19 protein-coding genes are annotated in these 25,918 nt (G+C 45.8%); 15 read left to right on the top strand and 4 right to left on the bottom strand.

Annotation, left to right across the window (positions count from 1 at the left end):
* The first annotated feature begins 73 nt into the window (after window positions 1–73).
* The 11 genes from purL to ACLO87_RS06240 all read left to right on the top strand — a co-directional run bounded on the left by purL (window position 74) and on the right by ACLO87_RS06240 (window position 13,914).
* Entirely contained in the window at window positions 74–4,132 is a 4,059-nt protein-coding gene (purL, locus tag ACLO87_RS06190; protein WP_430223072.1) for a phosphoribosylformylglycinamidine synthase, read from the top strand.
* A 41-nt stretch (window positions 4,133–4,173) separates the two neighbouring features.
* Window positions 4,174–5,634 carry an IMP dehydrogenase gene (gene guaB, locus ACLO87_RS06195; RefSeq protein ID WP_135864839.1) on the top strand — a complete coding sequence of 487 codons (1,461 nt, stop codon included), beginning with the start codon at window positions 4,174–4,176 and terminating at the stop codon, window positions 5,632–5,634.
* Between the two features lie 124 nt (window positions 5,635–5,758).
* A complete protein-coding gene (gene guaA / locus ACLO87_RS06200; protein ID WP_135864841.1) occupies window positions 5,759–7,345 on the top strand; it encodes a glutamine-hydrolyzing GMP synthase in 1,587 nt (528 codons plus the stop codon).
* Between the two features lie 306 nt (window positions 7,346–7,651).
* Window positions 7,652–8,860 (top strand): tyrosine-type recombinase/integrase, encoded by a 1,209-nt coding sequence (locus tag ACLO87_RS06205; RefSeq protein ID WP_430223073.1) that lies wholly within the window; start codon window positions 7,652–7,654, stop codon window positions 8,858–8,860.
* 281 nt (window positions 8,861–9,141) lie between these two features.
* Entirely contained in the window at window positions 9,142–9,372 is a 231-nt protein-coding gene (locus ACLO87_RS06210) for a helix-turn-helix transcriptional regulator (protein WP_349480456.1), read from the top strand.
* Window positions 9,373–9,375: 3 nt separating this feature from the next.
* Window positions 9,376–10,254, top strand: coding sequence for a helicase RepA family protein (locus ACLO87_RS06215; protein WP_430223074.1), 879 nt, complete (start codon window positions 9,376–9,378; stop codon window positions 10,252–10,254).
* Window positions 10,255–10,342: 88 nt separating this feature from the next.
* Entirely contained in the window at window positions 10,343–11,080 is a 738-nt protein-coding gene (locus ACLO87_RS06220; protein ID WP_336972278.1) for an ABC transporter ATPase, read from the top strand.
* Between the two features lie 686 nt (window positions 11,081–11,766).
* The gene (locus tag ACLO87_RS06225) at window positions 11,767–12,141 is read left to right on the top strand and encodes a plasmid mobilization protein (protein WP_430223075.1); all 375 of its coding nucleotides are present in this window, start codon (window positions 11,767–11,769) and stop codon (window positions 12,139–12,141) included.
* A gap of 428 nt (window positions 12,142–12,569) precedes the next feature.
* Window positions 12,570–12,662, top strand: a complete 93-nt coding sequence (locus ACLO87_RS06230; RefSeq protein WP_430223076.1) for a recombinase family protein — start codon at window positions 12,570–12,572, stop codon at window positions 12,660–12,662.
* Window positions 12,663–13,089: 427 nt separating this feature from the next.
* The gene (locus ACLO87_RS06235; protein WP_430223077.1) at window positions 13,090–13,539 is read left to right on the top strand and encodes a hypothetical protein; all 450 of its coding nucleotides are present in this window, start codon (window positions 13,090–13,092) and stop codon (window positions 13,537–13,539) included.
* A gap of 6 nt (window positions 13,540–13,545) precedes the next feature.
* Window positions 13,546–13,914: a hypothetical protein gene (locus ACLO87_RS06240; protein WP_157664275.1), complete on the top strand. Its 369-nt coding sequence runs from the start codon at window positions 13,546–13,548 to the stop codon at window positions 13,912–13,914.
* Between the two features lie 100 nt (window positions 13,915–14,014).
* Here the strand turns inward: ACLO87_RS06240 and ACLO87_RS06245 are convergent, their stop codons facing one another.
* Window positions 14,015–14,596, bottom strand: a complete 582-nt coding sequence (locus ACLO87_RS06245) for a hypothetical protein (RefSeq protein WP_430223078.1) — start codon at window positions 14,594–14,596, stop codon at window positions 14,015–14,017.
* Window positions 14,593–16,305, bottom strand: a complete 1,713-nt coding sequence (locus tag ACLO87_RS06250; protein WP_430223079.1) for a hypothetical protein — start codon at window positions 16,303–16,305, stop codon at window positions 14,593–14,595. The genes ACLO87_RS06245 and ACLO87_RS06250 overlap by 4 nt, the downstream gene beginning before the upstream one ends.
* A gap of 114 nt (window positions 16,306–16,419) precedes the next feature.
* Between ACLO87_RS06250 and ACLO87_RS06255 the strand changes: the two genes are divergently transcribed.
* The 3 genes from ACLO87_RS06255 to ACLO87_RS06265 all read left to right on the top strand — a co-directional run bounded on the left by ACLO87_RS06255 (window position 16,420) and on the right by ACLO87_RS06265 (window position 18,742).
* Window positions 16,420–16,974 carry a hypothetical protein gene (locus ACLO87_RS06255; protein ID WP_430223080.1) on the top strand — a complete coding sequence of 185 codons (555 nt, stop codon included), beginning with the start codon at window positions 16,420–16,422 and terminating at the stop codon, window positions 16,972–16,974.
* Between the two features lie 378 nt (window positions 16,975–17,352).
* On the top strand, window positions 17,353–17,673 hold the full coding sequence (locus ACLO87_RS06260; RefSeq protein ID WP_430223081.1) for a hypothetical protein: 321 nt from the start codon (window positions 17,353–17,355) through the stop codon (window positions 17,671–17,673).
* A gap of 106 nt (window positions 17,674–17,779) precedes the next feature.
* Complete coding sequence (locus ACLO87_RS06265; RefSeq protein WP_430223082.1) at window positions 17,780–18,742, top strand: OmpA family protein; 963 nt, start codon at window positions 17,780–17,782, stop codon at window positions 18,740–18,742.
* 773 nt (window positions 18,743–19,515) lie between these two features.
* Here the strand turns inward: ACLO87_RS06265 and ACLO87_RS06270 are convergent.
* The gene (locus tag ACLO87_RS06270; RefSeq protein WP_430223083.1) at window positions 19,516–19,956 is read right to left on the bottom strand and encodes a hypothetical protein; all 441 of its coding nucleotides are present in this window, start codon (window positions 19,954–19,956) and stop codon (window positions 19,516–19,518) included.
* Window positions 19,957–21,725: 1,769 nt separating this feature from the next.
* On the opposite strand from ACLO87_RS06270, the gene ACLO87_RS06275 reads away from it, so the two are divergent.
* Window positions 21,726–24,581 (top strand): toll/interleukin-1 receptor domain-containing protein, encoded by a 2,856-nt coding sequence (locus ACLO87_RS06275; RefSeq protein WP_430223084.1) that lies wholly within the window; start codon window positions 21,726–21,728, stop codon window positions 24,579–24,581.
* A 262-nt stretch (window positions 24,582–24,843) separates the two neighbouring features.
* On the opposite strand, the gene ACLO87_RS06280 is transcribed toward ACLO87_RS06275, so the two are convergent.
* The gene (locus ACLO87_RS06280) at window positions 24,844–25,875 is read right to left on the bottom strand and encodes a hypothetical protein (RefSeq protein ID WP_430223085.1); all 1,032 of its coding nucleotides are present in this window, start codon (window positions 25,873–25,875) and stop codon (window positions 24,844–24,846) included.
* Window positions 25,876–25,918 lie beyond the last annotated feature (43 nt).

Genomic DNA, 25,918 nt, shown 5'->3' on the forward strand with positions numbered 1-25,918 from the left:
CGCGGGATTCTTCCCGCGCTTGTGGTTAAAATAGTCACATTTCTTGTCTTCTTTTTACTTCTCCCACAGAACCGTGAACTCTTTCTTGCATTATCCCGGCTCCTCTTTCCTTTCCGATTTCCGCCGCGAGCGCTTGCTGCAACGCTTGAAGGCATTGGATCTCCCTGTTGCTGATGTACAGGGTTTTTATGAGCACTACGTCTGGGCAGATGACAGTGCGCAAAATGAGCAAAACCTGAGCCAGTTGGAAGCGTTGCTGGATGATTCTCGTCCATGTTTTGATGCACAGGATCAAGCCAAAAACGCCTTGGTATTGCGAGTCATCCCGCGTATTGGCACGATTTCTCCGTGGGCAAGTAAAGCCACTGACATCGCCCGTAACTGTGGTATCCAAGGGGTACGACGTATAGAGCGTGGTGTGCGTTATGTGATCACACCAGAGCGCGGTTTGTTGGGTAGCAAGAACATCAATGAAGCGCAGTTGGCCCAAATTTCGGCCATGCTGCACGACAAAATGACGGAAACCGTTGTAGACGTCAATTTTGCACCAGAGCAGTTGTTCGTAGAGTTGCAAGGCAAAGCCATGCAATACGTAGACGTGATGGCCAATGGCCAAGCGGCACTGGAAGAAGCCAACCGTACTATGGGTTTGGCGCTGTCTGAGGACGAAGTAGAGTACTTGCTGGAAGCCTTCGTAGGCTTGAAACGCAATCCTACCGACGTAGAGCTCATGATGTTTGCGCAAGCAAACAGTGAACATTGCCGTCACAAAATCTTCAACGCCCAGTGGGTGATTGATGGCAAACCACAAGACAAGACACTGTTTGGCATGATCCGCGACACGCACGCGGCGCAGCCAGAAAAAACTGTTGTTGCTTACTCGGATAACGCCGCCATTATGGAAGGCGGTCCAGCACAAGTGTTCCGTGCTACGTTGCCTGATTCAGAAGGCAAGGGCACATACCAGCGTATGGACACCACGCTGCACACCTTGATGAAAGTGGAAACACACAACCACCCTACAGCGATTGCACCGTTCCCCGGCGCATCCACAGGTTCTGGTGGTGAGATCCGTGACGAAGGTGCAACCGGTCGTGGTTCTAAGCCTAAAGCAGGTTTGACAGGTTTTACTGTTTCTAACCTGAAATTTGCTGATTTTCCAGAGCCTTGGGAGCAAGACTCTCATGGTGATTGCAGCCGTATCGCCTCGCCTTTGGGCATCATGATCGAAGGCCCTATTGGGGGCGCTGCATTCAACAACGAATTTGGCCGTCCTAACCTGTTGGGTTATTTCCGTACGTTTGAACAAACGGCAGGTGGCGTACGTTGGGGCTACCACAAACCCATCATGATTGCCGGTGGTTTGGGCTCTATAGACGCTAGCCAAACACACAAAGATCCACTGCCAGTAGGCGCCTTGTTGGTGCAAATTGGTGGTCCAGGTATGCGTATTGGTATGGGCGGTGGCGCTGCATCCAGTATGAGCTCTGGCGTGAACTTGGCCGAACTGGATTTCGACTCTGTGCAACGTGGCAACCCAGAAATGGAACGCCGTGCACAAGAGGTTATCGATCGCTGCTGGCAGCAAGGCGCTGAAAACCCCATTATCGCTATCCACGACGTGGGTGCGGGTGGTTTGTCTAATGCCTTCCCTGAACTGGTAAACGATGCTGAGCGTGGTGCGATCTTTGATCTGACCCACGTGCAGTTGGAAGAGTCTGGTTTGTCTCCAGCCGAGATCTGGAGTAACGAATCTCAAGAGCGTTATGTATTGGCGATTTCGCCAGCCGATTTGCAGCGCTTTACTGCCATTGCTGACCGCGAACGTTGCCCATGGGCCGTTGTCGGTGTGGCAACTGAAGAGCGTCAATTGCGTGTAGTCGTAGGCGAAGGCCTGCCAGGTGTTGATGCTGACATCAAACCTGCAGCAGAACGCCCTGTTGATGTACCAATGAGCGTGATTCTGGGTAAAGCACCACGCATGTTGCGTGATGTAGAGCACGTAGAGCTGCCTACGGAACCCGTAGATCTGCCATTGATTCCATTGGCAGAAGCGGTAACGCGCGTATTGCGTCACCCAACCGTAGCTAACAAAAACTTCCTGATCACCATTGGTGACCGTACTGTGGGCGGGCTGTGCAGCCGCGACCAGTTGGTTGGCCCATGGCAAATCCCTGTGGCGGATTGTGCGGTTACCTTGGCTGACTTTGAAGGCGTACGTGGTGAAGCCATGTCCATGGGTGAACGTACACCTGTGGCAGTGTTGGATGCCGCCGCTTCTGGCCGTATGGCCGTAGCAGAAGCCTTGTCTAACTTGGCTGCTGCGGATGTCAGCAGCATGAAAGATGTTAAGTTGTCTGCTAACTGGATGGCAGCTTGCGGTACAGCCGGTCAAGATGCAGCTTTGTTCGACACGGTAGAGGCCGTAAGCCACTGGTGTCAGAAACTGGGCTTGTCTATCCCTGTAGGTAAAGACTCCTTGTCTATGCGTACCTCGTGGGAACAAGACGGTGAGTCCATCAACGTGGTATCGCCTGTTTCCCTGATCGTGACAGCCTTTGCGCAAGTGGGCGATGTACGTAAAACACTGACTCCTCAGTTGCGTACCGATATCGGCGAAAGCTGCTTGATCTTGTTGGATATGGGCTTGGGTAAACAGCGCATGGGTACATCTGTACTGGCGCAAGCCTTTAACCAAGTGGGCGACGAAGCCCCTGATATGGACAACGCTGAACTGATGTTGGCGTTCTTCCATGCGGTACGTTCCTTGTACAACGATGGTTTGGTACACGCGTACCACGACCGTTCTGATGGCGGTTTGTTGGCGACAGTTGCCGAAATGGCGTTTGCGGGTCACGTAGGTGTGTCCTTGAACGTAGACATGCTGACTATTGATCCGCATGCGGCTGACTGGGGCGACTACAAAATCCGTCCAGAACAAGTAGCGGTTCAACGTGAAGAACTCACGCTGAAAGCGCTGTTCAACGAAGAAATTGGTGCTGTGATTCAGGTGAAACAAGCTGACCGCGACAACGTGTTGCAACGTTTGCGTGACGCAGGTCTGTCACCTTACGCACACGTAGTGGGTAGCTTGAACAACCGTGACCAAGTGGAAATCTTCCGCGATGGCGCTTGCGTATACCAAGCACCGCGTGCCGAGTTGGGTAAAGAGTGGAGCGAAGTTACACGTCGCATCATGAACTTGCGTGATAACCCAGCCAGTGCTGAAGCAGAATTCGCGCTGTGGAACGATGCAAAAGACCCAGGTATTAGCCCTGTGGTGCCGTTCAACCCACAAGAAAACGTTGCCGCACCATTCATTAACACTGGCGCACGTCCACGTATCGCTGTGATGCGTGAGCAAGGGTGTAACAGCCAAGTAGAAATGGCATGGGCCTTTGATACAGCCGGCTTTGATGTGACCGACGTGCACATGACTGATCTGCTGAGCGGTCGCGTAACTTTGGAGCAATTCAAAGGTATAGTCGCTGCTGGTGGTTTCAGCTATGGTGACGTATTGGGTGCGGGTGAGGGTTGGGCACGTACTATCCGCTTCAACGCCATGTTGAATGACCAGTTCGCTGGCTTCTTTGGCAGAGAAGACACCTTTGCACTGGGCGTATGTAACGGTTGCCAGATGATGGCTGCCTTGGCTCCTATGATTCCAGGTGCGGAAGCATGGCCTAGATTTACCCGTAACTTGTCCGAGAAATACGAAGCCCGTTTGGCAACATTGAGCGTGGCTGATTCTCCTTCTATCTTCTTCAAAGGTATGGAAGGTGCACGTTTGCCTATCGCTGTAGCACACGGTGAAGGCTTTGCTAACTTTGCTTCACAAGGTGATGCCAGCAGCGTATTGGCCGTGGCCAATTATGCAGATAACTACGGTAAGCCTACAGAGCAATACCCGTTCAACCCTAACGGCAGCCCCAACGGTTTGGCGGGTGCTACCACTGCTGACGGTCGTTTCACTGTATTGATGCCTCACCCAGAGCGTGTAACACGCAACGTCATGTTGTCGTGGGCGCCAGAAAGCTGGGGCGAGCAAGATCAGGGTGGCGCACAGGCAACAAATGGTGGGTTTAGTCCTTGGATGCGTTTCTTCCAGAACGCTAGGGTCTGGATTGGTTAAGGGCAACAGCGTATAATCTTGCTTTGGACGGAGTAAAAAGCATGCGTCTTATCAAACGAGCACTAACATTCGATGATGTATTGTTAGTGCCTGCATATTCAGAAATTCTTCCTCGCGATGCATCGTTGACAGCACGATTCAGCCGCGACATTTCCCTGAACATCCCACTGGTGTCCGCCGCAATGGACACCGTGACCGAATCCGGCTTGGCCATCGCTATGGCACAAGAGGGCGGTATGGGTATCATCCACAAAAACCTGACTGCTGATGTACAAGCACGTGAAGTATCCCGTGTGAAACGTCACGAGTTCGGTATTGTGATCGACCCCGTTACCGTGACACCAGAAATGACGGTGCGTGATGCAATCAATTTGCAGCGCCAGCATGGTGTGTCCGGTTTGCCAGTGGTTAAAGAAGGTAAGTTGGTGGGTATAGTCACCAACCGTGACTTGCGCTTTGAAGATCGTTTCGAGCTGCCTATTCGTGAAATCATGACGCCTCAAGAGCGTCTGGTAACCATGAAAGAGGGCGCTACACTGGATGAAGCCCAAGCATTGATGCACAAACACCGCCTAGAGCGCGTGCTGATCGTTAACGACCAGTTCGAGCTGCGTGGTTTGGCTACTGTTAAAGATATCGTTAAAAACACCACTCACCCTCTGGCAGCTAAAGACCAACACGGTCAGTTGCGCGTAGGTGCTGCGGTAGGTGTGGGTGGCGATACTGACGAACGCGTAGAAAAACTGTCCCGCGCTGGCGTAGATGCCATCATTGTGGATACTGCACACGGTCACACCAAAGGTGTAATCGATCGCGTACGTTGGGTGAAAAAGAACTTCCCTCACATCCAAGTTATTGGTGGCAACATCGCTACAGCCGCTGCGGCTAGGGCGTTAGTTGAAGCCGGCGCTGACGGTGTGAAAGTGGGTATTGGCCCAGGTTCTATCTGCACTACACGTATCGTGGCTGGTGTGGGTGTACCGCAAATCAGCGCAATTGCTGATGTGGCTAAAGCATTGGAAGGTACAGGCGTACCTCTGATTGCTGACGGTGGTATCCGTTTCTCGGGTGACGTATCTAAAGCCTTGGCAGCAGGCGCATCCACTTGCATGATGGGCGGTATGTTTGCTGGTACAGAAGAAGCGCCGGGCGAAGTCGTATTGTTCCAAGGTCGTTCCTACAAGTCTTACCGCGGTATGGGTAGCTTGGGTGCGATGGTGGAAGGCTCAGCTGACCGTTACTTCCAAGACGCCTCCAGCAACTCCGACAAGCTGGTGCCTGAAGGTATTGAAGGTCGTGTGCCTTATAAAGGTAGCGTGATCGCCATTATCCATCAGTTGGTTGGTGGTGTACGTGCCTCGTTGGGTTACTGCGGTTGTTCTTCCATTGACGAACTGCATGAGAAAGCAGAGTTCGTGGAAATCACGGCAGCAGGTGTACGTGAGTCTCACGTACACGATGTGCAGATTACCAAAGAAGCACCGAATTACCGTGCAGACTAATTTACTATTCTGCTGCGGTTTATAATTCAGACGGCCGCGTTGCACAGCAACGTGGCCGTATTCGTTCTATCGCTGGCTGTAGAGTTACCCCTTAACAGCAAGCACCATTTATCTATCAGTCATCATGCATCAACGCATACTTATTCTTGATTACGGTTCACAAGTTACCCAATTGATCGCACGCCGCGTGCGCGAAGTGGGCGCTTACTGCGAAATCCACCCTGGCGATGTGAGCGACGAATTCATCCGTTCGCAAGAAGGCCTGAAAGGGATTATTCTGTCAGGCAGTCACGCTTCTGTGTACGCCGACGACGCCTTGCAAGTGCCTGCCGCCGTATTCGAGATGAACATACCTGTACTGGGTATTTGCTACGGTATGCAAGCCATGGCGCGCCAATTGGGTGGTACTACCGAAGGTGCAGACAAACGTGAATTCGGTTACGCCGAAGTACGTGCACACGGCCACACCAAATTGCTAGATGGCATCCAAGACTTCGCCACCCCAGAAGGGCATGGCATGCTGAAAGTATGGATGAGCCACGGCGACAAAGTGACCGCATTGCCTCCAGGCTTCAAACTGATGGCTTCCACACCTACCTGCGCAATCGCTGGTATGGCTGACGAAGCGCGTAATTTCTACGCTGTACAGTTCCACCCAGAAGTTACCCATACCGTACAAGGCGGCGCCTTGTTCCAACGCTTTGTGCGCGACATCTGCGGTTGCGTAGGTGACTGGAACATGCCTGACTACGTAGAAGAAGCCATTGCGAACATTCGCGAACAAGTGGGTGACGAAGAAGTTATCTTGGCCTTGTCCGGCGGTGTGGACTCCTCTGTAGCGGCTGCATTGATTCACCGTGCTATTGGTGAAAAACTGACTTGTGTATTTGTAGACCACGGCCTACTGCGCTTGAACGAAGCTACACAGGTAATGAGCACCTTCGCTGACAATATGGGTCTGAAAATCATCCATATTGATGCCTCCGATCGATTCTTAGGCAAACTGGCTGGTGTTACCGATCCAGAAGCTAAACGTAAAATCATCGGCCGCGAGTTCGTAGAAATCTTCCAAGAAGAAGCCGCGAAACTCAGCAACGCCCGCTGGTTGGCACAAGGCACCATCTACCCAGACGTGATCGAATCCGCTGCAGCTAAATCCGGCAAAGCAACTGGTATTAAATCGCACCACAACGTAGGCGGCCTGCCAGAAACACTGAACCTGAAGTTGCTAGAGCCACTGCGCGAACTGTTCAAAGACGAAGTGCGCAAACTGGGCGTAGCATTGGGCTTGCCACCGCAAATGGTGTACCGCCACCCATTCCCAGGCCCAGGCTTAGGCGTGCGTATCTTGGGCGAAATCAAACGTGAATACGCTGATTTGCTGCGCCAAGCCGATGCAATCTTCATCGAAGAGCTGCGTAACACCGTAGACGAAGCCACCGGTAAAAACTGGTACGACCTGACTTCCCAAGCTTTCACTGTATTCTTGCCAGTGAAAAGCGTGGGTGTGATGGGCGATGCCCGTACCTACGAATACGTAGTTGCACTGCGTGCCGTAGAAACCACCGACTTCATGACAGCCGACTGGGCAGAATTGCCATACTCACTGCTGAAACGCGTGTCTGGCCGCATCATCAACGAAGTGCGCGGTATCAACCGTGTGACTTACGATGTAAGCAGCAAACCACCAGCGACGATTGAGTGGGAATAATCCCGCGTCTGGAATAGTCCGGAAGTACATGGCATAAAAAGCCGATAAGCCCGCGTAATTGCGGGCTTTTTTGTTTTTATGGGTGGTAGGGTCTGGCACTGTTTGGCAGCCTCAAGCACGATTTATTTGTGGTATGAAACTTGGTATTATGGATCGGTAATGCCATGATTAAAGCAAATACCATGCAAGGTTTATTTTCTGGGTCATGGTATTGAAAAATTATAGTGTATTGTTTTTAATCATCTTTTTCTGATTTTTGACGTGGTTTTGAGTCATGGTATCAGAATGGATATGGAGCCACCTCTAATGCTAACCGATACCAAGCTAAGAAATCTAAAACCACAAGAGAAACTCTACAAAGTCAACGATAGGGATGGGCTGTATGCTGCTGTCACCCCTGCAGGTACCATTTCGTTTCGCTACAACTACAGTATCCATGGCAGGCAAGAGACCATTACCTTTGGCCGTTACGGCTTGGGAGGCATCACGCTGGCCGAGGCGCGCGAGCAACTAGGCGAAGCCAAAAAGATGATCGCCGCAGGAAAATCCCCAGCCAAAGAAAAAGCCCGTGCCAAGGCGCGGGTCAAAGATGCCGATACTTTCGATGCGTGGGCACAAAAGTGGTTGCGTGGCTATCAGATGGCCGACTCCACACGTGATATGCGCCGTTCAGTCTATGAGCGCGAGCTGCTGCCTAGATTTGGAAAAATGAAGCTACAAGAAATTGGCCACGAGGATCTACGCGCCTTGACGGACCACATCGTAGAGCGCGGCGCACCGGCAACCGCCGTACATGCGCGTGAGTTGGTGCTACAAATCTTCCGTTGGGCTATTGAACGCGGCCAGCAAGTAGAGAATCCGGCAGAGCTAGTACGTCCAGCCAGTATTGCCCGATTTGAGCCGCGTGATAGGGCCTTAACACCAGAAGAAATTGACCTGATGTATCAATACATAGAAAGAATCGGTACATCTCCCTCTATACGAGCTGCCGCTAAGCTCTTATTGTTGACCATGGTACGCAAGAGTGAGCTAACCAATGCCACATGGAGCGAGATTAATTTCACCGAGGCGCTATGGACCATTCCCAAAGAACGTATGAAACGCCGTAATCCCCATTTGGTGTTCTTATCCCGACAGGCCTTGGATATCTTCATTGCGTTAAAAACCTTTGCGGGCGGATCGGAATACGTTCTGCCATCCCGCTATGACACTGATAAACCCATGAGCAGCGCAACTCTGAATCAGGTGCTGACCTTAACCTACCGGCTGGCACAAAAAGAAGGGCAGCCGCTAGCGAAGTTTGGGCCACATGATTTAAGACGCACAGCAAGCACTTTGCTACACGAGGCTGGGTATAACACAGACTGGATTGAAAAGTGCTTAGCACACGAACAGCGAGGTGTGAGAGCGGTTTATAACAAGGCGGAGTATAGGGAACAGCGGACTGAGATGTTGCAGGATTGGGCGAATATGATTGATGGGTGGACGGCTGGAAAAGTACTCACAGCGCACTGATTTTGAGTATTGCAACCTGTTTTTGTAGTGAAAAGCCCACTTTAGTGGGCTTTTTTTATGTCCGGAAAAGGTGTGTTTGACGGACAAAAACAATAGGTTTGGGATCTCTTTCCTAAATCCAAGTAAATCTGTGGTTTGTAATAACTAAACTGTCCGTAAATAGTGAATTTACGGACAGTAAGTCGTTGATTTTGTTTGTTTTATTTTCTTTTAAATGCTGGAAACACCATGAATTGTAGGGCAATAATAAAACATCAAATAAACAAAATGAGGTATTCGGTGTGGCAAATGAATTTAGTAAAGTGAAAAAAGTTCTTATTACCAAGAAACAGTTACTCTCAATCATTCCCTTGAGTGAGCGCACGATTTATAACTTTGAAAAGCAAGGGAAGTTCCCGCGCCGTATTGCACTCAGCAGTCGTAAAGTTGTCTGGGATTTAGCTGAGGTCGAGGCATGGATTGATGCATGTAAGCATTCCGGCTCTGCCCCTAGACCTGGAATGGGGGGCTGAATTGTGGCAATTGACTTGCATGCAGCATTCGAGAGCGAGCCTCCAACATTAGATTTTATTTGGCCCGGTTTCTTAGCAGGGACAGTAGGAGCATTAGTGGCTCCTGGGGCTACGGGTAAAAGTTTCTGGGCGTTAGAAGCGGCAATGGCTATCGCATGTAGCGTTGCTGGAGGTGATCTAGTGGGGCTTTCTCCTACTCGTGCTGGCCGCGTTGTTTATTACGCAGGAGAGGATCCAGAACTTGCATTGGTACGTCGTATTCATGCTATCGGCCAACATCTAAATAAACAGGCTCGTGGAGCTATCGTAGAGAATTTGATTCTCAAGCCCGTTATGGGGACTCTAATGAACGTGTTGGATGATGTTCAACGAGCAGATCTAATCAGCTTTTGTTCCGGTGCTCGTCTGATCGTGTTGGATACACTAAGTCGGATTCATGATCGAGATGAGAATAGCAACAGTGACATGGCCAAACTTATCGCTATGTTGGAGCATATTGCAGCGTGTACTGGGGCCTCGGTTTTGTATCTGCATCACGTCAGCAAAGGTAGCGCTCGTGAGGGAGGAACGGATCAACAGCAGGCGGCACGAGGCGCATCTGCTTTAATCGACAATGCTCGCTGGTGCGGCTTCATTGCCAAAATGACAGAAAAAGAGGCTAAAAGTCTTAGTGATCAGGAATTTAGCCGACAGCCTATAGGTGGCGATCGAAGAGGTTTTTTTGTCCGTTTTGGTGTTAGTAAGCAGAACTATGATGCCATTCCGATCGATCGCTGGTACAAGCGTTATGACGGTGGTGTCCTTGTACCAGTGAAGTTGGTGAGTACGAGAAAGGAAAATGCCCTGACGAGCGTTAATGGGGCAGATGATGAGTCGTGGTAACGCTGTCACGCCTACTAGTACTAGCGTACAGGCACGAGTAATGCTCTATCAGTCCAGTCAGCGCCCGCGATTACTAGAAGGTGATTGGATGGATACATCATTTGGGCGTTGCCGCGTGAAGGGCAGGCTTGGTCAGAGGCATGCCGACATAGTGGAGGCTATTCTGTATTGTGCAGAACGTCGTCGAGATGTTTCAGATGGCGGCGTAGAACTTCTTGTGGACCCTGCTCGGTTGAGAAAGACGCTGTCTGATAGCCGCTACAGCTTTACGCAGATCGAAAAGTTGTTGGCTGAACTGCGAGCAGCGACGATCACAATTGATACCCCACAATTTGATTTTCCGATTATTGGTGGATTGATTGATCATGTTATCCCTTCGCTTATGACGCGTCCAGATCCTCTGAGTGGAGGGATGCGAAATCTATGGCGAGTGCGTCTTGGTGTAGCGCTGGTAATGTTGCTTGAGCATGACCTATGCCTGTATTACGATCCAGCCCCCATCGCTCGTCTGAAGTATGGTATCAGCCAAGCGGTAGCACGGCATATCTTGAGTCATAAAGTAGAGCCAACAGGCGGTTGGTATTTTGACACTGTTATTGTGGCGGTTGCGGGACAAGTATCAAGTCAAGCTATGCGCGATGCAAGAAGAAGGCTCAAGGAAGAAAATCAAAACTTACGGGAAATTGGGATTGTGCTCGACGGTGAACGCATCAAAAAAATGACGTCTACAACGCCCGAAGCGTGGCACAGGCGCCCGATGGCGTGGCACACCCGCCCGGTAGCGTGGCACAGCCGCCCGAAACGTGGCACACCCGCCCGGAGTTAGCAGGATATTCAGGATATTCAGTTATCTGCGCGGCATTGCCCGCACTTAAGTGCAGTCAAGCCTTGCCAGTCGGCCTACGGCCGTCAGGACACCAAAAGAAAAAAAGGACTCACAATAAATACATCGAGTATGGCTTATTTCTGGGGTATTTGTGTGGCTTGCGCGTTTAACAAAGCTCGCTTGATCAAAGCGGAGTTAGGTTTATTGTTAAGTGAAGGTAGATCAGTCATATTTTGAGCCAAAAAAGTCGTACGTGTTCTACATGCAAGACACGGCTATTGAGTCCGTCACGACTCGTCCATTTGGCAAATACGTCGCTGGCGTTGAAAAAGCCTTCTTTTTGGTGCCCATTCATTCGAAGATATTGGGAACTTAAGTGTAAAGACGATTTTATGCGAATGTATGCGATTTTATGCGATTTTATGCGATCGAATGGATTGATTAATGCGACGCTACGCGATTATGTGCGATTAAACGCGACTTAATGCGATTTTATGCAATTTGGTGAAAAACAGGCTTTAGATACTGGGATGTTGCACATAATCGCACTAAATCTGATGGCAAGATGTGTGTTGTGGGCCCACAAGCTGCGCTTGTCGTCCTCCAACACCTGATCGACTCGCTGTAGCTCGACGACACACTTGCTCTGCGAGGCATACGGGTGCTACCGCACCAGAGAGGAAAATATGGAAGAAAAAAGAAGTGGAACCTATGGCACAAGACCAAGGGGGAAGTACATCAAAGTTTTTGTAACGTCAGAAGAAATGTCAGAAATTCAAGAAAAGGCAAAGATGTCAGGCTTATCGATGTCTGCCTTTCTGCGAGCGCTTGCCTTGAATCAGAAAGTACGTTCTGTTTTAGACCTGCACGCTGTAACGGACATGGTGAAAGTGAATGGAGATCTGGGTAGGGTGGCAGGCTTATTGAAACTCTGGTTGCTGGAAAAGCGTGGTCATGGTGCTCCGGCACATTCGGTTGAAGTTTTGATGAATGATTTTCGATTACTTCAAAAGAAGATGATGGACTTGATGAGCAAGGCCTTAAAGGGCCCGCGTTATTGAGGTGGTTTAGAGAGAGTTAAGCCTGGTTATGCGAACTAACTCTAGTGTTTTAGTTGTGTGAATGGTCCGTACATTAGGGACCAAAGCGCATACATTGGGGGCTGTTTTCCGTACATTAGGGGCTAAAACCCGTACATTGGGGAACGAGGGAACTTGCAATGCATTGATTTTAAATGTATTTTTCGGGTTGCTCACAGCTAAAACTATTAAAACTTATAAAACCCCTAGTTGGTCGCTTTTGACCAGGGTAGGGATTTATGGAGAAGGAAGAGGCACCAAAAAGAAAATAGTTTGTTATAAGTAACAGTTAATGCGTGTTCAGCAAACGGTGGTTGTCTGGACGGGGGAAAGCATCGCATGCACACGCCGTGAGAATGGTTTACAAGTGTTAATATATTCGTCAAGTTTTCAATGTCCTGCATATGTCCATGAGTCAACGTGTAGGGTACGCTCGCGTATCAACTGACGATCAGAACCTAGACCTGCAGCGCGACGCGCTTTCGCAAGCTGGGTGCAGATAATCTATGAAAGCAATTAGTGGCAAGAACGCTGTGCGTCCAAAGCTTGAGCAGTGGCGTAAGGCGCTGCGGACAGAGGATGGTATGGTGGTGTGACGGCTGAATCGTCGTTGCTGGAAAAGTAGCAGCTGTTTGCTATTCACAATTTACCGACAAAAATATTCCAGAAGCTAGTTGGTTTACGAATGGTAAAAAAGCTTTTGCTCTAAGTTTGATGGGCTCATCTGAGGCTGGAGAAATCAGTGCCAGCTTTGGCGATTGGCCTGTAGGTTCGATTCCGGGTTAAATTATTTTTGGAATTGTCAAACAAGTTTACTAGGGTGTAAGTCTAGCTTTTACTTGCGTTGATCATGCATTGCCTGCCGTTGCAAATGGCGCTTCGTTTCGATCAGCATGTGTGTATAAATATAGGGCATTTGAGGGGCGTATCATGCGTATGATAATAAGCTGTATCACCGCACTGACTTTGTTGTCATCAAACGTATTGGCCGAACATCCTTCGGAAAATATGGAACAGCGTGTGTTGATCGAGATGGTAAACCGAAACGGTATTGGTGTTGGTGATTTAGAGCTTGCGCTCAAAGATTGTGAGTTAAACCAAAGCACGCTGAATTTATGTGCTTTTCAGCGTGCTATTTGGGCAGAATTGTTGCTAGATGATACGATTGAAACGACCAACGCTAAGACTGCTGGTGACTATATGGTGTGGAAGGAGCAACTGCAATCTCGCTGCCAAGTAGATACAGAAACTGGAGGCGGCACACTACTGCCCCTGTTGATTTCTGAATGTAAAGAGCTTGCCATGCTGGCTGAGCGATATAGGATATTAGGACCAGAAAATTTTTCACCGCCACCGCAGCCCCCGCATAAATGGGACTAATATCTGATGATGAGTTTTACGATACGCAGTTTGCTAATTTTCTGCCTTTTTTCTTTTCCAAGTCTTGCTGATGATCGTTTGCCCTTGAAAGAAGGGCGCTATACAGTTGAGGGCACACAGTGTGAAGCGGTTGACAATATCAATACGGCTTTGCTGAGTAATCAACATATCAGCATAGCTGAAAGTCGATGTGAATTTTCCGAGCCAACATTAATCGGTGACGGAGAGTATTCATTGAAGGCAACATGCGCACAACCCGAACTGCGCGCTGAGTTTTTAAATGAAGCACAGCTAAAAATCGTTTTGCAGGATCGTTTTCGTATTGATGATGGTTTCAAACTGCGTTCATATACGCTTTGCCTGGTCGAGAAATAGAGGCAATCAACTTTTTTTATGCAAGGAGGGCTGTTTTTCATTGGGCTAAGCATTGCCCCCAACCTGATCGGTATATAGCAACATTTTCTTTTGCTCTTATCTATTGCAGTCCATTCGGGTAAGGCTCGATAGCGTCCGCTTTTACCCAACCTTGCGGGCAGGATGTAATTTCCCCATTTTCTAAGCGCTTACAGTGTTTCATAGCCGTGCTATACGGCTCAGGCAAGGGGGCAGAGACGCGACATAAAATATCTGCTGTGTTGCAGTTTTCGAATCGATCATCTGGCATCGCCATAATGAAATATGCCACATCAGAAATACCGTATTTGGCGGTAGCCTTGATGCAAATGAGCTGATCTTCAGCGAGACTGGTGAGAGTATTCGGATCATTCTCAACACTGTCTGCTTTTGTGTAGAGTTTGGTAGGTTGACCGTAAACTGCCCCATAGTAAGGTGCAACAGAACAGTCACTATGAATATTGACCTTGTAGGGGCCTGTGGCGCAGTCGAAAGTTTTTTCATCATGACATTGAATGCCAGATTGATCCAGTAGCTCGCGTAGTTTTGCTCCTTTCAGATCGCCGTTTGCTTCACTAGCGATCGCTGATAATGGTTGGGACAGGCTCAAAGCAGCGACTAGGATAAATCCTGATCGAAAAAGAGAAGTTAATGGTTTGCTCATAGTTGACATGCCTTTTTCTTATCCAATCCATCCAATACCAAAACCAGTGACTTGCCAAATTGCATGGCATTAACATTGCATCCCGCAACAGGAACCATGGTGCTGCCTTTGTCTTGATCGGTAATGTCACCATTAACAAAGACTTGCAGGGAAGCCGAATTTTTCTCATTGACTTGTAAGGCCTGAAAACGAAACGGATCGGCTTTGTGAGTATCGATCAATATCGTGACGCCTTGTACTTGCGGCAAGAAATTAGCAAGATAAATCGTGCAGCCTTTATGTGTGTCGGTGCTTTTGCAGGCATGAGCATACTCTTGGAATAAATAATCAGGCATCAGTGAAAACGCGTCGCGGGTAACCAGGCGGGTTTGCTCAGTGTTAGGCACAAAAACGGTTTGATTGATTAACTCATCACGTAATTTTAGTCCTTGTTCTGGCGTGATAACTTGAGCAGGCACGGAGAGGGCTGTAGGTTTTTTGGGGAGCAGTGTGCCCAAGGTGATTGCAAGGTCACGCTTATCAACGGCTGCCTCTCTTAATTGTTTTAATGCATTTTTACCGGGCTCCCCCCATTTTATAAGCTGGCGTACATTGTTTTCAGTAAAACGCTTATCGCTGGAAAGAGCCATCGCTACTTGTTGTTGAGCAGCAATACGCAATGGCGATAGCGCGTCAGTCAATGCTAGAGCAAAGATACCGTAAACAGGAAGCACCATGACAAGATTGATGCGCCGTAAACGCTGTGTCCAGACTGCTCCGCCTGTGAGCGCCCATAGATAGGAAAATCCGTATACGAGGCCGATGGTTGTCAGGTAAATGAATGTGACATCAACGGGCGCAAGGCCAAAGTTTTGAAAGTCTTCATAAAACAGCTGTGCGGACAGGAAACCGAACACTAATACAGCAATCGCTGCGATTTTTCCTAATTTGTCGTAAGCTCCTTGCAGGCGCTCAGTTTCATTACGCTCACTAATGATGGTTGCAATAATAGAGCAGCTTAACATTGCCCACACGGTGAGGCTGATTGAAAGCTGGGAGTCGGAATTCGACTCCGTGCCAAAAAACACGATGAGCATCATTAGCGCCATGAGCGGCAACAATAGCTGTGGCCCTATCAGATGAGCAATAAAACGTGATCTTGGTGATGTAAAAGACGGTTCAAGACGATCTGTTAATATGGCAACGACACCTGCTATCGCGCCAGCAATGAGCCAGGAAATGAAGCGCATCAATTCAGGATCGACAATATCGGTACCGATGCCCGAAGCCGTAGAATAAATAGCGACCCAAAAAAGGCAGGCAAGCGCTGCGAAGACGCGCCAGCAGATATTCCATGCGGACTGATAGATGATGGCATAATCAAAACGACGGGTCTGTACGTAAGCCACTAAAAACGGCAGTGGCAATAGGATGATCATCAGCATGGGGGTTGCATTGACCGTTTGCCCCGAATATTCGCCGGTGAGAATGCCGCTTGTGGCAAAAGAAGCTAAAAAACTGATGATCAGTCCGTTGAGAACAGCACCAGCAATGACCCATGGCAACTGTATCATTCCGGCTGTTGCAAGAATGGTTAATACAGCGCCAGCAGAGCCGTAGCCAATCACAGGGTTTACGTTCTGATCAGCGATCATGCTGCTGACATCAAGTAAACCGAATATGCCCCCAAGGATAAGGCCAGATAGTACTATGAGTGCATTTTTTTTCATGCCTATCCTGATTTTTGTTTCAAAATGTTTAAAAATATTCTATATGCCTAATGCGTTAATCTGTACACTCACCGATTAACTTGTCGATGCATTATAGCGATTTGGTGTGAGTTGATGAAAAGTTATAGATTTTGTGCTTCAATTTTCTGCATGAAAGTATTGGCTGCTGGTTTCCTTATTAATTATCCTGTTTCGGCATTATCAGCAGAAAGTTGTATCGGAGAGGTATTCGTTTCTTGCAATGTTGCTAAGAATAAACATTTACAGGTTTGCATAGAGCCTGCCACTGACAACGCAGAGCCGAAATTTACCTATAAGTTCAGTGAGAAAGAAAAGAAGGGACTTTCGCTAAGCGAAAATTTCTCCGCCAAAACGGTGTCGCCATGGAAAGGCGTTGGCAGAGCTATCAACTCAAGTGTTGTATTTAACCATCAGGGATATCAATACCATGTGTGGCAAAGCTTCGACCGTCTGGACGAAGAGGCTGAGTTACAGGCTGGTGTTAATGTATCAAAAGGGGATGAAAATATTGCCTCTTTTACCTGCCAGTCGGATAACCAAACCAGTATTGCACCATTATTCGTCTTGGAAGATGCGATGGAGACTGCCGGCTGGTGTTACCATTCAGGGAAATTTGAATGGCAAAACTGTGCTGTTAAAGATCAATAATACTCACACGACAATATAATTTTTATTATTGAAAGTTTTTTCTGCGTTTTTTACGAAAGCGAACAGTTTTTACTTGAATAACGATTCTGAGAGAAATTTAACGCTTTATTCGAGGTTAAAAAATCTATCTGTGGCAGTTATTTTCTCTGTGGCTTTTATCGATCTGGAAATTGATGTGATTTGTAATTGTGAACGTTATTAATTATTGTTAGAATTCCGTGTTTTTATTTAAGATAAAATTTTATTTAATTGATGTTTTTGATCTAAAAATGACACGTTTTATATAATAGTTTTAACAGTGTTTGTGGCACTAAGCTTGAGTGGTTGCGCAGCTGAGATTGGTTCTGCTCTTGGTGTTCTCTCCTCATAGAGAAACCTATGGTGCGAGGCGAGAGAATAGAGAAATATCGCGGTGTGTTTGGTCGTAGCGTTGAGGCTGAAACAGTTTTGAATGGAGAGGCTGCCTACACATGGGATCTTTCCTATTATCAAAGAGTGACTGTAGAAGTTGATACTTATGCGTATCATAATTTGGATCGCCCAGGAATGAGGACAGGTATTATTTATGAAGATAGAGACGTATTACGTTTGTGTCAGTTGACCATGTTATATGATCCGCAGACGCGTTTGGTTACGAATTTTGAGCTTACCGCCCTAACGAAGTGTGGGGCGGTGCGTAGTGCATTCCGTAAAATATAGGCTTTCCAAAAGATCTGTAAAGTTTTTATGTATAAGAGTGTGTAGTAGTTGGCTCTTGTAAAGAGCAATTTCTAGCGATTAAGTTTTTTGCGGGTTATTTAAGAATATGTTGAAAAAAACGATTTCATCAATGCTTTTAGTATTATTAGCTGGGGGTGTAACTACTGTCTTAGCTGCTGATGTGAAAGGCTCATCGGATCATCAGCTATTAAATCGGTTTCCTGGAGCAGAGATTCGTAGTTACTTGCAAAAAAATTACGATGCAGCGTCTTTGCCAAGAGCTAAGATTGATGATAGAAAAGCACCGAGTGAGCTGCTTGAGCTGGAAGGTAAGGTTACTAGTATCTCTTACAGAATCCCGGGTGAACACTCCGCCCTAGAAGTTTTTCGAAACTATGAAAAGGCACTGCAGCAAGGAGGTTTTGAAACATTGTTTGCTTGTCACGGTCCAGAAGCATGTGGAACGGACATGATGCCTTTTATTTCTTTGGAGGGGCGTGTACGACCGCAAAGCTTTGGTGATGCTGTCTTTGGTAGTGCAAGTGAGCGGATTGTACTGTCGCGTCGTAGCGATGAAACAGGGGAGGTGCACGTGTTTCTACACGTAGTGGAGGATACTCCTAACAATAGAACGTATCTCTATCAGCAAATTATAGAAGGTACAGAGTTGGAGCTAGATCAAATAAAAACTCTCCAAGCTGATGAGTTGCAGCAATCACTTGAGCGTCACGGGTATGTTGCTATTCCAGGTATTTACTTTGATAGCGCTAAAGCAGAGATTAAGCCGGAGTCTAGTGCGGCTTTGTCAGAAATGGCTAAATTACTGACCAGTAATGCTGGTCTGAAAGTGTATGTAGTAGGCCATACGGATAACCAAGGTTCACTTGATACAAATCTTGCATTGTCTCAGAGTAGAGCACAAGCGGTTGTTGAGGCTTTACGTGACTCGTATAGTATTGATGTGGCAAGGTTGGTTGCTAAAGGGGTAGCTTCTTTTTCGCCAGTAGCAAGTAATGCGCAGGAAGCTGGTCGCTCTCGCAATAGGCGGGTTGAGCTTGTTGTGCAATAGATAAAGCAATTGAATGGGCAGTAAATATATTTACTGCCCAATTAGATTCTTAGTGAGAATCTTGCATTTTACAACAGTTATTTTGGTTTGCTGTTACTGATTGAGTAGCTGCTTGAACGGTTTTTTCAAAGAGAACGTTTAGAGTTCGGTTGCTTGTTACTTGCGTGCATAAGCTTGTTAGCACACGTTGATTCATTGCATCGTCTAAAGCAAGATTTCACTTTTCAATGTCTCGGACGTGGAGGATAGGCGTTAATACAATGCCTAAGTTCTGTTCTTGAGCTTCAGCGAGTTGTTGATTTATGGCTTTACCTTGTAGATGCTCATTGTCAGGCAGTTTCCCGTATGGCGAACACCGAGACATAAAACGGCAGATGTAGCCAGTACCATGAAGATTTTTTATTTTTCATGTTGTTCTCTTTGAGTTTAATTTAATCAACTATTGCTTAGTACAAGCTGTGCACTTGGTTTGCTCGTGGGTGACGTTAGGGACTAGGGTACGTTGCCGTACTATCAACAGTAGACAGTTAACGCAGAGTTGCAGACTTATTCTGCGTTAGAGGGAAAAGGGTGGTAATAGCTCCCTGAGTTGAAGAACAGAGAAGCCAAAGCCCCCAATGCTATTAGCAATGTTAGGATCATCTTCGAGTTGATATTGATCTTGCGTCTACAGTGTCAAAACGAGCATTCCTTCAGGACATCTTGCGTTACCTTCTGCAGGTAACTTTGGGTCGTTAGCTCACCTGGTACCGACCGGGTGGGAGCATACTTGCTTAGAAGCCCCACACTGGCTGAAGCTTCGCGAGTTCCGCGCGAACTTGCGTGCATTCGAATTCATTTGTCAGCTCCAGGTCTGTCACCAAGCGTGTGCTTTCATCGTAGGCGATCGTCAATTTGCAATCACGGTCAAACGTACGCGTTCCGTAGACGATGCCTGTGGTCATGCCTGGGCGATCCTGGTTGTAGTACGCATAACTGTCCACTTCAACAGTACGGGCTTCTGTATAGGACGCATTCCACGTGTAAGCAGGATTCCCGTTCAGAACAGTGGCAACTGCGATATTGCGGCCGAAATAATCCACGAATTTGTCAACGGGTTCGCCACGAATCCTGGCCTTGTGTATCTGCATATTGACAGCACTGCCGATCTGCGCGCAACCAGTCAATCCAACCACCAGTACCCCCGCGACTGTAGCCTTGAGCAAACGTTTCATAAACTACCTTTTTTGTTGTTGAAATACCGAATCGTATAGTGACGGAGCAACTGGCGCAAGGGCAACGAGCGTTTTTGGCTTGGGAGTTCCACTTTCGTATGCGTCGCTGGCGCAAAAGTGTGCCGCAGTGCATTCGTGGAGGGACGTTCTTGCGGCTAAACGCTCAAGGTCTTGTGCTAGACCACCGTAATTATTGGAACAGCTGAAGAACTGTATGAAAAGCTACCTTTGCTCGGGAGGTGCGTGGCCTGGCTGCGCCGCGTAGGGTCTGCAACAGCTTCTTGCAAACTGTGAAGGCTGCATTGAGCGCTGTCTTTAGCCGGGGCGCCTATAACTTGAGTCGTGCACTTTATCAAAATCGATGTCGTACTGCTGGGCCTGCTCATAGTCGGTTCCGCTGGCAGCAGCATGGGCTGCTCTCGACATTCACCTTCGATTAAACACACATCATATTGCACCAACCTCAAAATACAGATGCTATTGCTTTAAATTTGGATAAACGTCAGGGCAGTGTTTTTATAAAGCCTCAGCCTAGTCCGCACATTTGAGCTTTGATTCTAATTCACATCATTGATGAAACTGTGAGACTGGGCTCGATAAGGCAGTTGATGATTAGTCAAGATGTTGCGCATACTTTTATGCGCTTTTTTGAGTATGGTTTTTTTAATGGTATTAGATGATTTGTGATATGCAAGTTATTGTTTTTTAAGATTAATAATTTCTTATTTATGACTGAGTGGGAATGATCCTGCGTCTGGCATAGCTAGACGGCTCGTCGTAGGAACAAAAAAGCCCGCTTAAGTGCGGGCTTTTTTGTTTCAGGAGTTAGGTTGTGCCTGAGGGATATCGGATATGGAAATTAACTATTTTAGAAGCATATTGAGTATTGCCCTCAAGCTTCTGCCAATATGATGGATATGCCAAGTATGGGGGGGCTGAACGCAACGAGAGAGGGCTTGACTCGGACGTATCTCTTTTCCCTGAGGCGGCAGGACTAGATAGTACACAGGGTAGTAACGGTAATAGTTTTCCTAAGTCAGCACAATTGTTTATAGGCATAGTAGGTGAATAGGTGAGGAGAGTTGATCTCAAGTGAGAAAAGTTACAAGATCGAATGAGAGGGGCAAGAAGTCAGCCTCTTTGGTAGATATTGTTGCTAATGCTTTATGGCTATTTTCTACTTAGGTAGAGACGGGTGCGAAGATGATTTTAGGGAGATTATGAACGCTTTGCGTATTGCACGTAGAAAGTATGCTGTAGCACCTCTACAGGAAATGACTGCCGATCTCTATGCCCCTCAGGGGATAATATGGGTAATCAATGCCACTAAATTTTCTACGGTAAAAATTGCTACATTTGTTCGAGTAGTTTGTACCTAAGTATATTTTAGGTGGAAAGGTACGGGCTAAGCATCAAACTGATATGTGGGTTGAAATGAAGTAGCAAGTTAGTGAGTAGATGCGTTAGAAAGATATGGAAGTTCTTGAGGAGCAATGGAGGAAAATAAATCTTCTCTATTTTTTCGGTATGAATTACAGATGATTTTGATTGGGTTTGAGAATTGTATACTAGGTGATAGTTTTGTTTACCGAGATTATTATCTCTCAAAATGACAAAATCAAACATGAAGATGGCATAATGGTATAAATTAAGTCACTTATGATAGACGAATAACAGTTAGAGTAAGAGATTCTTCATGAGATGAGGTAATTAAAGCTGATAATTGTAATGAACTATCTATATAAATCACGATAAAGGGAAGGGAGTTCATGGAGCAGAAGAAGGTTTTTATATCCTATAGCTGGGATTCAAATGAGCATCGTGAGTGGGTAGCAAAGTTAGCAGAGGAGTTAGAGAGAAATCCTGAGCTACACGTCTTTTGGGATGGCTATGACCTAGATTCATTTATTGATAAAAATTTATATATGGAAGAGTCAGTGGGAAATGCTGACTATACAATCGTTGTTGCAACAAAAAAATATTTTAAAAAAGCAAATGAAAGAGAGGGTGGGGTTGGGATTGAGACTTATCTAAATAGTGCGAAACATTGGGAGGCGTTATTAGAAACTAAGCGTACTAATAGCATAGTGGTTTTAAGGGAAGAAGATAGTACGCCAACATATTTGAAAGGTCATTTATACATAGACTTTACAAATGATAGTTGTTTTATGGAAAATGTTCAGGAATTGGTAAAAAAAATTCTAGAAAAACAAAAATATAAAAGACCTCCTAAGAGTGTAGTTCAAACAGAAATGAAAGTGTATCAGCTAACAAAGGCTTCAGAAATAATAGGAATTGGAGCAAGAAATAGAAAATGCTTGATATCTTCTCAGGAAGGAACGGATTTTTCTGGAGGGTACAGGATTAAATATGAGCTGTGGGAAACAAAAAGCCCTGCTCTCATGCATATATTAGCATTGCATAATAATATTAATATATCTCAAACACTGACACGTGCTGTGGAAATGATAATTGAGAAGAAAATAGAAATTTCCAATCTAACAATATTGAGACCAAAAGAAAAAAGAAAAAATACTTCATCTATAGATAAAATTCTTTTAGATAAAAACAAGGGATCAAGTTTTGTTTTAACAGAGATAACATACGAAGAATATGTTTGGAACTATTGTATCGATGAGAGTTTTAAAAGTGTTCAGCCTCCTGATGCTATAGATTTTTATACTACTCAAGAACTTCAGTCTGAAGAAAAAACCTATGAGTCAGCAGTTAAGCACCTGCTCGAAGAACTAACAAATGATGCGAGTTGTATACCTCAACTTGTTATAGGGAGTGGTGGTATCGGTAAGACTTCACTATGTTTGTCATTAGCTAAAGAGCTTATCATTAGGCATAATGAAAATGTTCTGACTGTACTTATTAGGTCTGAAGATATAAGAAAATATCTTGATTCAACAAGTAGGGTTCTTCCTGAGATTAATACAATTTATGATTTGTATGTGTTACAGGCAAACCATCTTGGTCATAGTAATTTAATAGATAGAAAAACTTTTGATTTGTCGATTGTTAGTGGAAATATAGCGATAATTATTGACGGATTGGATGAGCTGGCATCTATATTTAAAGAAAAATTTGATCTGAGCCTTTTTTTAGATTCAATTTCATCTCACTATAAAGAGCTGGGCTATGGGCGTGTGGTGTTAACATCACGGGATACATCGCTAATAAACCAGGAGGTTTTAGAGAAATTGGATTTTGTTAGATATGAACTTCTAGGATTTAAAGAATCAAATTACATTAAGTATTTAAATAGACGTTTCAGTGCGTACGAAAATAGCGAGGCAATTTGTAAGAAAATAGCAAAAAAAATCAATTCTAGCCTATTTAATTATGAAAATAGAATTGTACCGTTTTTCGTAGATGTAATATCTAATATTGCAGAGGAGGAATTGAATGAAGATAATGATCAATTTGGTTTTGAGTTAGATTTTTCTCAAACACCTTATCCTTCATTGAATGAGATTACTGATCATATAATATACTCGATTTTTGATAGGGAAAAGACTCGACATAAGTTTAATCTTGAAACTGATGAGTATGTTGAGTTGTTTACATACTTAAATCAAGAGCAGGGAGAGGAGTGGGATTTTCAGATTGTTTCTGAAACTTCAGAAGGATTATATGGGGATAATGGAAGAGGAATTCCAGAGCTTATTAAGAAGAACCCACTCGTTAAATTTGAAAAAAATAAAATCAGATTTAAATACGATTTTTTGCATGCGTACCTTAATTCTCTACGTCTTTTTCAGGGTTTGATTAACGCAGAGACAGGTCTGAGTTTTGCTAAATGTCTTTCTCGTCCTACGATAGAGTCAGCAGAGGTGCGAGATTTAGTGAGTTTCTTCAAAGATGGAAAAGATGAGTTTTTTGTACTTGCAGGAAAAATTATTAGTAAGTTCAAGCTGTTCACTCGAGATAATACTAACACTCTAGAGCGAAATATATATATAAATGCAATAGAGAACTTGTTATCAGTTGCTTTTCTTATAAAAAACTCAACTAAGGAATCCTTTACTAATGATGTAAAAGAGATTTATAACGCTACTGACACTCTAGATGGTTTATTTATTATGGGTGATTTACCTGCTTTGGATTTCACTAATATTACAGTTGTAAATAGTAGATTTAGAAACTATCCGAAATTTCTTTCTTCCGATTTTAGCGGTGCATCTTTTCTATACTCTGAATTTATATCTTGTCATAACGATAGTTATAAGAAATCTTCACTTCTAAAAGCAAATATTGATCAAAGTACTTGTAATGTTGGTGATCTTAAAGAGTCAATTGCGATGCTGAGTCTCAGCTCAGAAGCTAACGAAAATTTAATTATAGAAGAGGCAAGGAAGTTTCTAGAGAGCTTCTACCGAAATAGTGGGTTTCGGGATAATAACAAAGTACATATGAGATTTTCGAATCATATTCCTGGGCTACGACCTAAAGCTTTTCATAAGTTGGTTTCTGAAGGCTACCTAGAATTAAGTGCGGAAAAAGAGGTTGATACTTTCTATTTAATCTCAGTAAATTTTCGCAGTAGCGTGCGGAAATTGATAAATGACGGTTATAAGGATTCGAAGATGAAAAAATTCCTACGATTTATTTCAGGTTAAATTTCTGATGAGATTTAATTTGTTTTTACTTAGCATAGTTTAGTATAAAAATAATATGCTCAGATAATTTAGGCGCAGTGTTTTTTTTGGAGATTTTTGATTGCTAATAGCTGTCATAGTATGGCAACTGAACGAAGCTTATAATTATGCTTGACATATAAAATGCCCACGTAGCTGTGGGCATTTTTTTAATATCACTTTTATGATATCAAAAGAGTGAGTGTTTACGTGAGGGCTTAGGCTGCGGGCTTACTGCGTGCGATCATTCCTCCTGCCCCTCTGTCCAAATCTCCCCGCTTCCCAGCTCATGCAACTGCTTTTTGCTTCGACCCGAATCATCCTTATCAGGCAATGTCATACTCACTAGCAGCGGCCATTGCGGGTAAAACCTATAGTTCGGTGTAGACACGCGAGTCCCCGCTGCATAGCTAACTCCACCAAGTTCAGTGTCTTGAGCCAAGTCAGCATGCGATAGATAAAGCAGCGCTTTATTGTTATCGACGGCAAAATAAGCGCGTTCCAAAGGCAATCCCCACGCATTAATCTGTAAGCCATCCTCTTCAACGCGTACCATCCAACGATCTTGGTCTCGCTCTCCGTTGACGTAAAGGGTCCCCTCAGGCCTGGATTGCACCAACGTACCAGCAGGAATATCCAGCACAAAATCCGGTGCAGTACTTCTATTGGACGCCGCAGCCAATGGGCTCCAACCGGTGATCTGATTTCCTTCGGCTAAAAAGCAGCTTACAAATCTAAAGCCGCTCTCAGACATATAGTCTTGTTCCATTTCCAGCAGTTTGCTGCCATCGCACTGCCAGCCGTCTAGCTTAGTATCATGTGCCAGATGCAGTCTCCAACTGGAGTCTTGTAGGTCAGGGCGGGGGCGCTCGAAAGACAGCACGGGGGCATTGCCTACCATCACAGGCTCTGGAAAACGGGCCCAAGAGACGCTGTCTGGGTCGCCCCAAACCTCTAGTTCTAATTCCGTTCCTGTAGGCATGTCTATGCCAGCGTAGCGCCCTGGCTCTTTTAATACGTGCTGTCGACTACGGATTTCTTCTTGATAGTTTTTTTTGTATTGATAGAGATCCCATTGAAACGAACCGTAGTAGCCAGCCAGTGCTAGCAAGAGCAGCAAAAACAGTATTCGTGGCCATGGTCTGTTTTTAAAGTCAGCGCGGCGTTTTGGCTGTACTACGAGCAAAATAGCCCAGATCAGCACAACAGCCACCGCCAACTGGCCTAGCGTCAGAAGCAGTAAGAGAACGACAGGAAATGGGGCGAAAGGAATCATAAGAGATCAACACAACATAATGACGCGTAATAAAAGACCGTCG

Source organism: Paenalcaligenes sp. Me52 (genome assembly GCF_050487965.1).
GTDB lineage: Bacteria > Pseudomonadota > Gammaproteobacteria > Burkholderiales > Burkholderiaceae_B > Paenalcaligenes.

Coding starts and splice junctions, on each gene's coding strand:
- ACLO87_RS06235 (WP_430223077.1), top strand. CDS start 13,090: ATGCGTATGATAATAAGCTGTATCACCGCACTGACTTTGTTGTCATCA.
- ACLO87_RS06240 (WP_157664275.1), top strand. CDS start 13,546: ATGATGAGTTTTACGATACGCAGTTTGCTAATTTTCTGCCTTTTTTCT.
- ACLO87_RS06250 (WP_430223079.1), bottom strand. CDS start 16,305: ATGAAAAAAAATGCACTCATAGTACTATCTGGCCTTATCCTTGGGGGC.
- ACLO87_RS06280 (WP_430223085.1), bottom strand. CDS start 25,875: ATGATTCCTTTCGCCCCATTTCCTGTCGTTCTCTTACTGCTTCTGACG.
- ACLO87_RS06270 (WP_430223083.1), bottom strand. CDS start 19,956: ATGAAACGTTTGCTCAAGGCTACAGTCGCGGGGGTACTGGTGGTTGGA.
- ACLO87_RS06205 (WP_430223073.1), top strand. CDS start 7,652: ATGCTAACCGATACCAAGCTAAGAAATCTAAAACCACAAGAGAAACTC.
- ACLO87_RS06230 (WP_430223076.1), top strand. CDS start 12,570: ATGAGTCAACGTGTAGGGTACGCTCGCGTATCAACTGACGATCAGAAC.
- guaA (WP_135864841.1), top strand. CDS start 5,759: ATGCATCAACGCATACTTATTCTTGATTACGGTTCACAAGTTACCCAA.
- guaB (WP_135864839.1), top strand. CDS start 4,174: ATGCGTCTTATCAAACGAGCACTAACATTCGATGATGTATTGTTAGTG.
- ACLO87_RS06265 (WP_430223082.1), top strand. CDS start 17,780: ATGTTGAAAAAAACGATTTCATCAATGCTTTTAGTATTATTAGCTGGG.
- ACLO87_RS06275 (WP_430223084.1), top strand. CDS start 21,726: ATGGAGCAGAAGAAGGTTTTTATATCCTATAGCTGGGATTCAAATGAG.
- ACLO87_RS06220 (WP_336972278.1), top strand. CDS start 10,343: ATGGATACATCATTTGGGCGTTGCCGCGTGAAGGGCAGGCTTGGTCAG.
- ACLO87_RS06255 (WP_430223080.1), top strand. CDS start 16,420: ATGAAAAGTTATAGATTTTGTGCTTCAATTTTCTGCATGAAAGTATTG.
- ACLO87_RS06245 (WP_430223078.1), bottom strand. CDS start 14,596: ATGAGCAAACCATTAACTTCTCTTTTTCGATCAGGATTTATCCTAGTC.
- ACLO87_RS06260 (WP_430223081.1), top strand. CDS start 17,353: ATGGTGCGAGGCGAGAGAATAGAGAAATATCGCGGTGTGTTTGGTCGT.
- ACLO87_RS06225 (WP_430223075.1), top strand. CDS start 11,767: ATGGAAGAAAAAAGAAGTGGAACCTATGGCACAAGACCAAGGGGGAAG.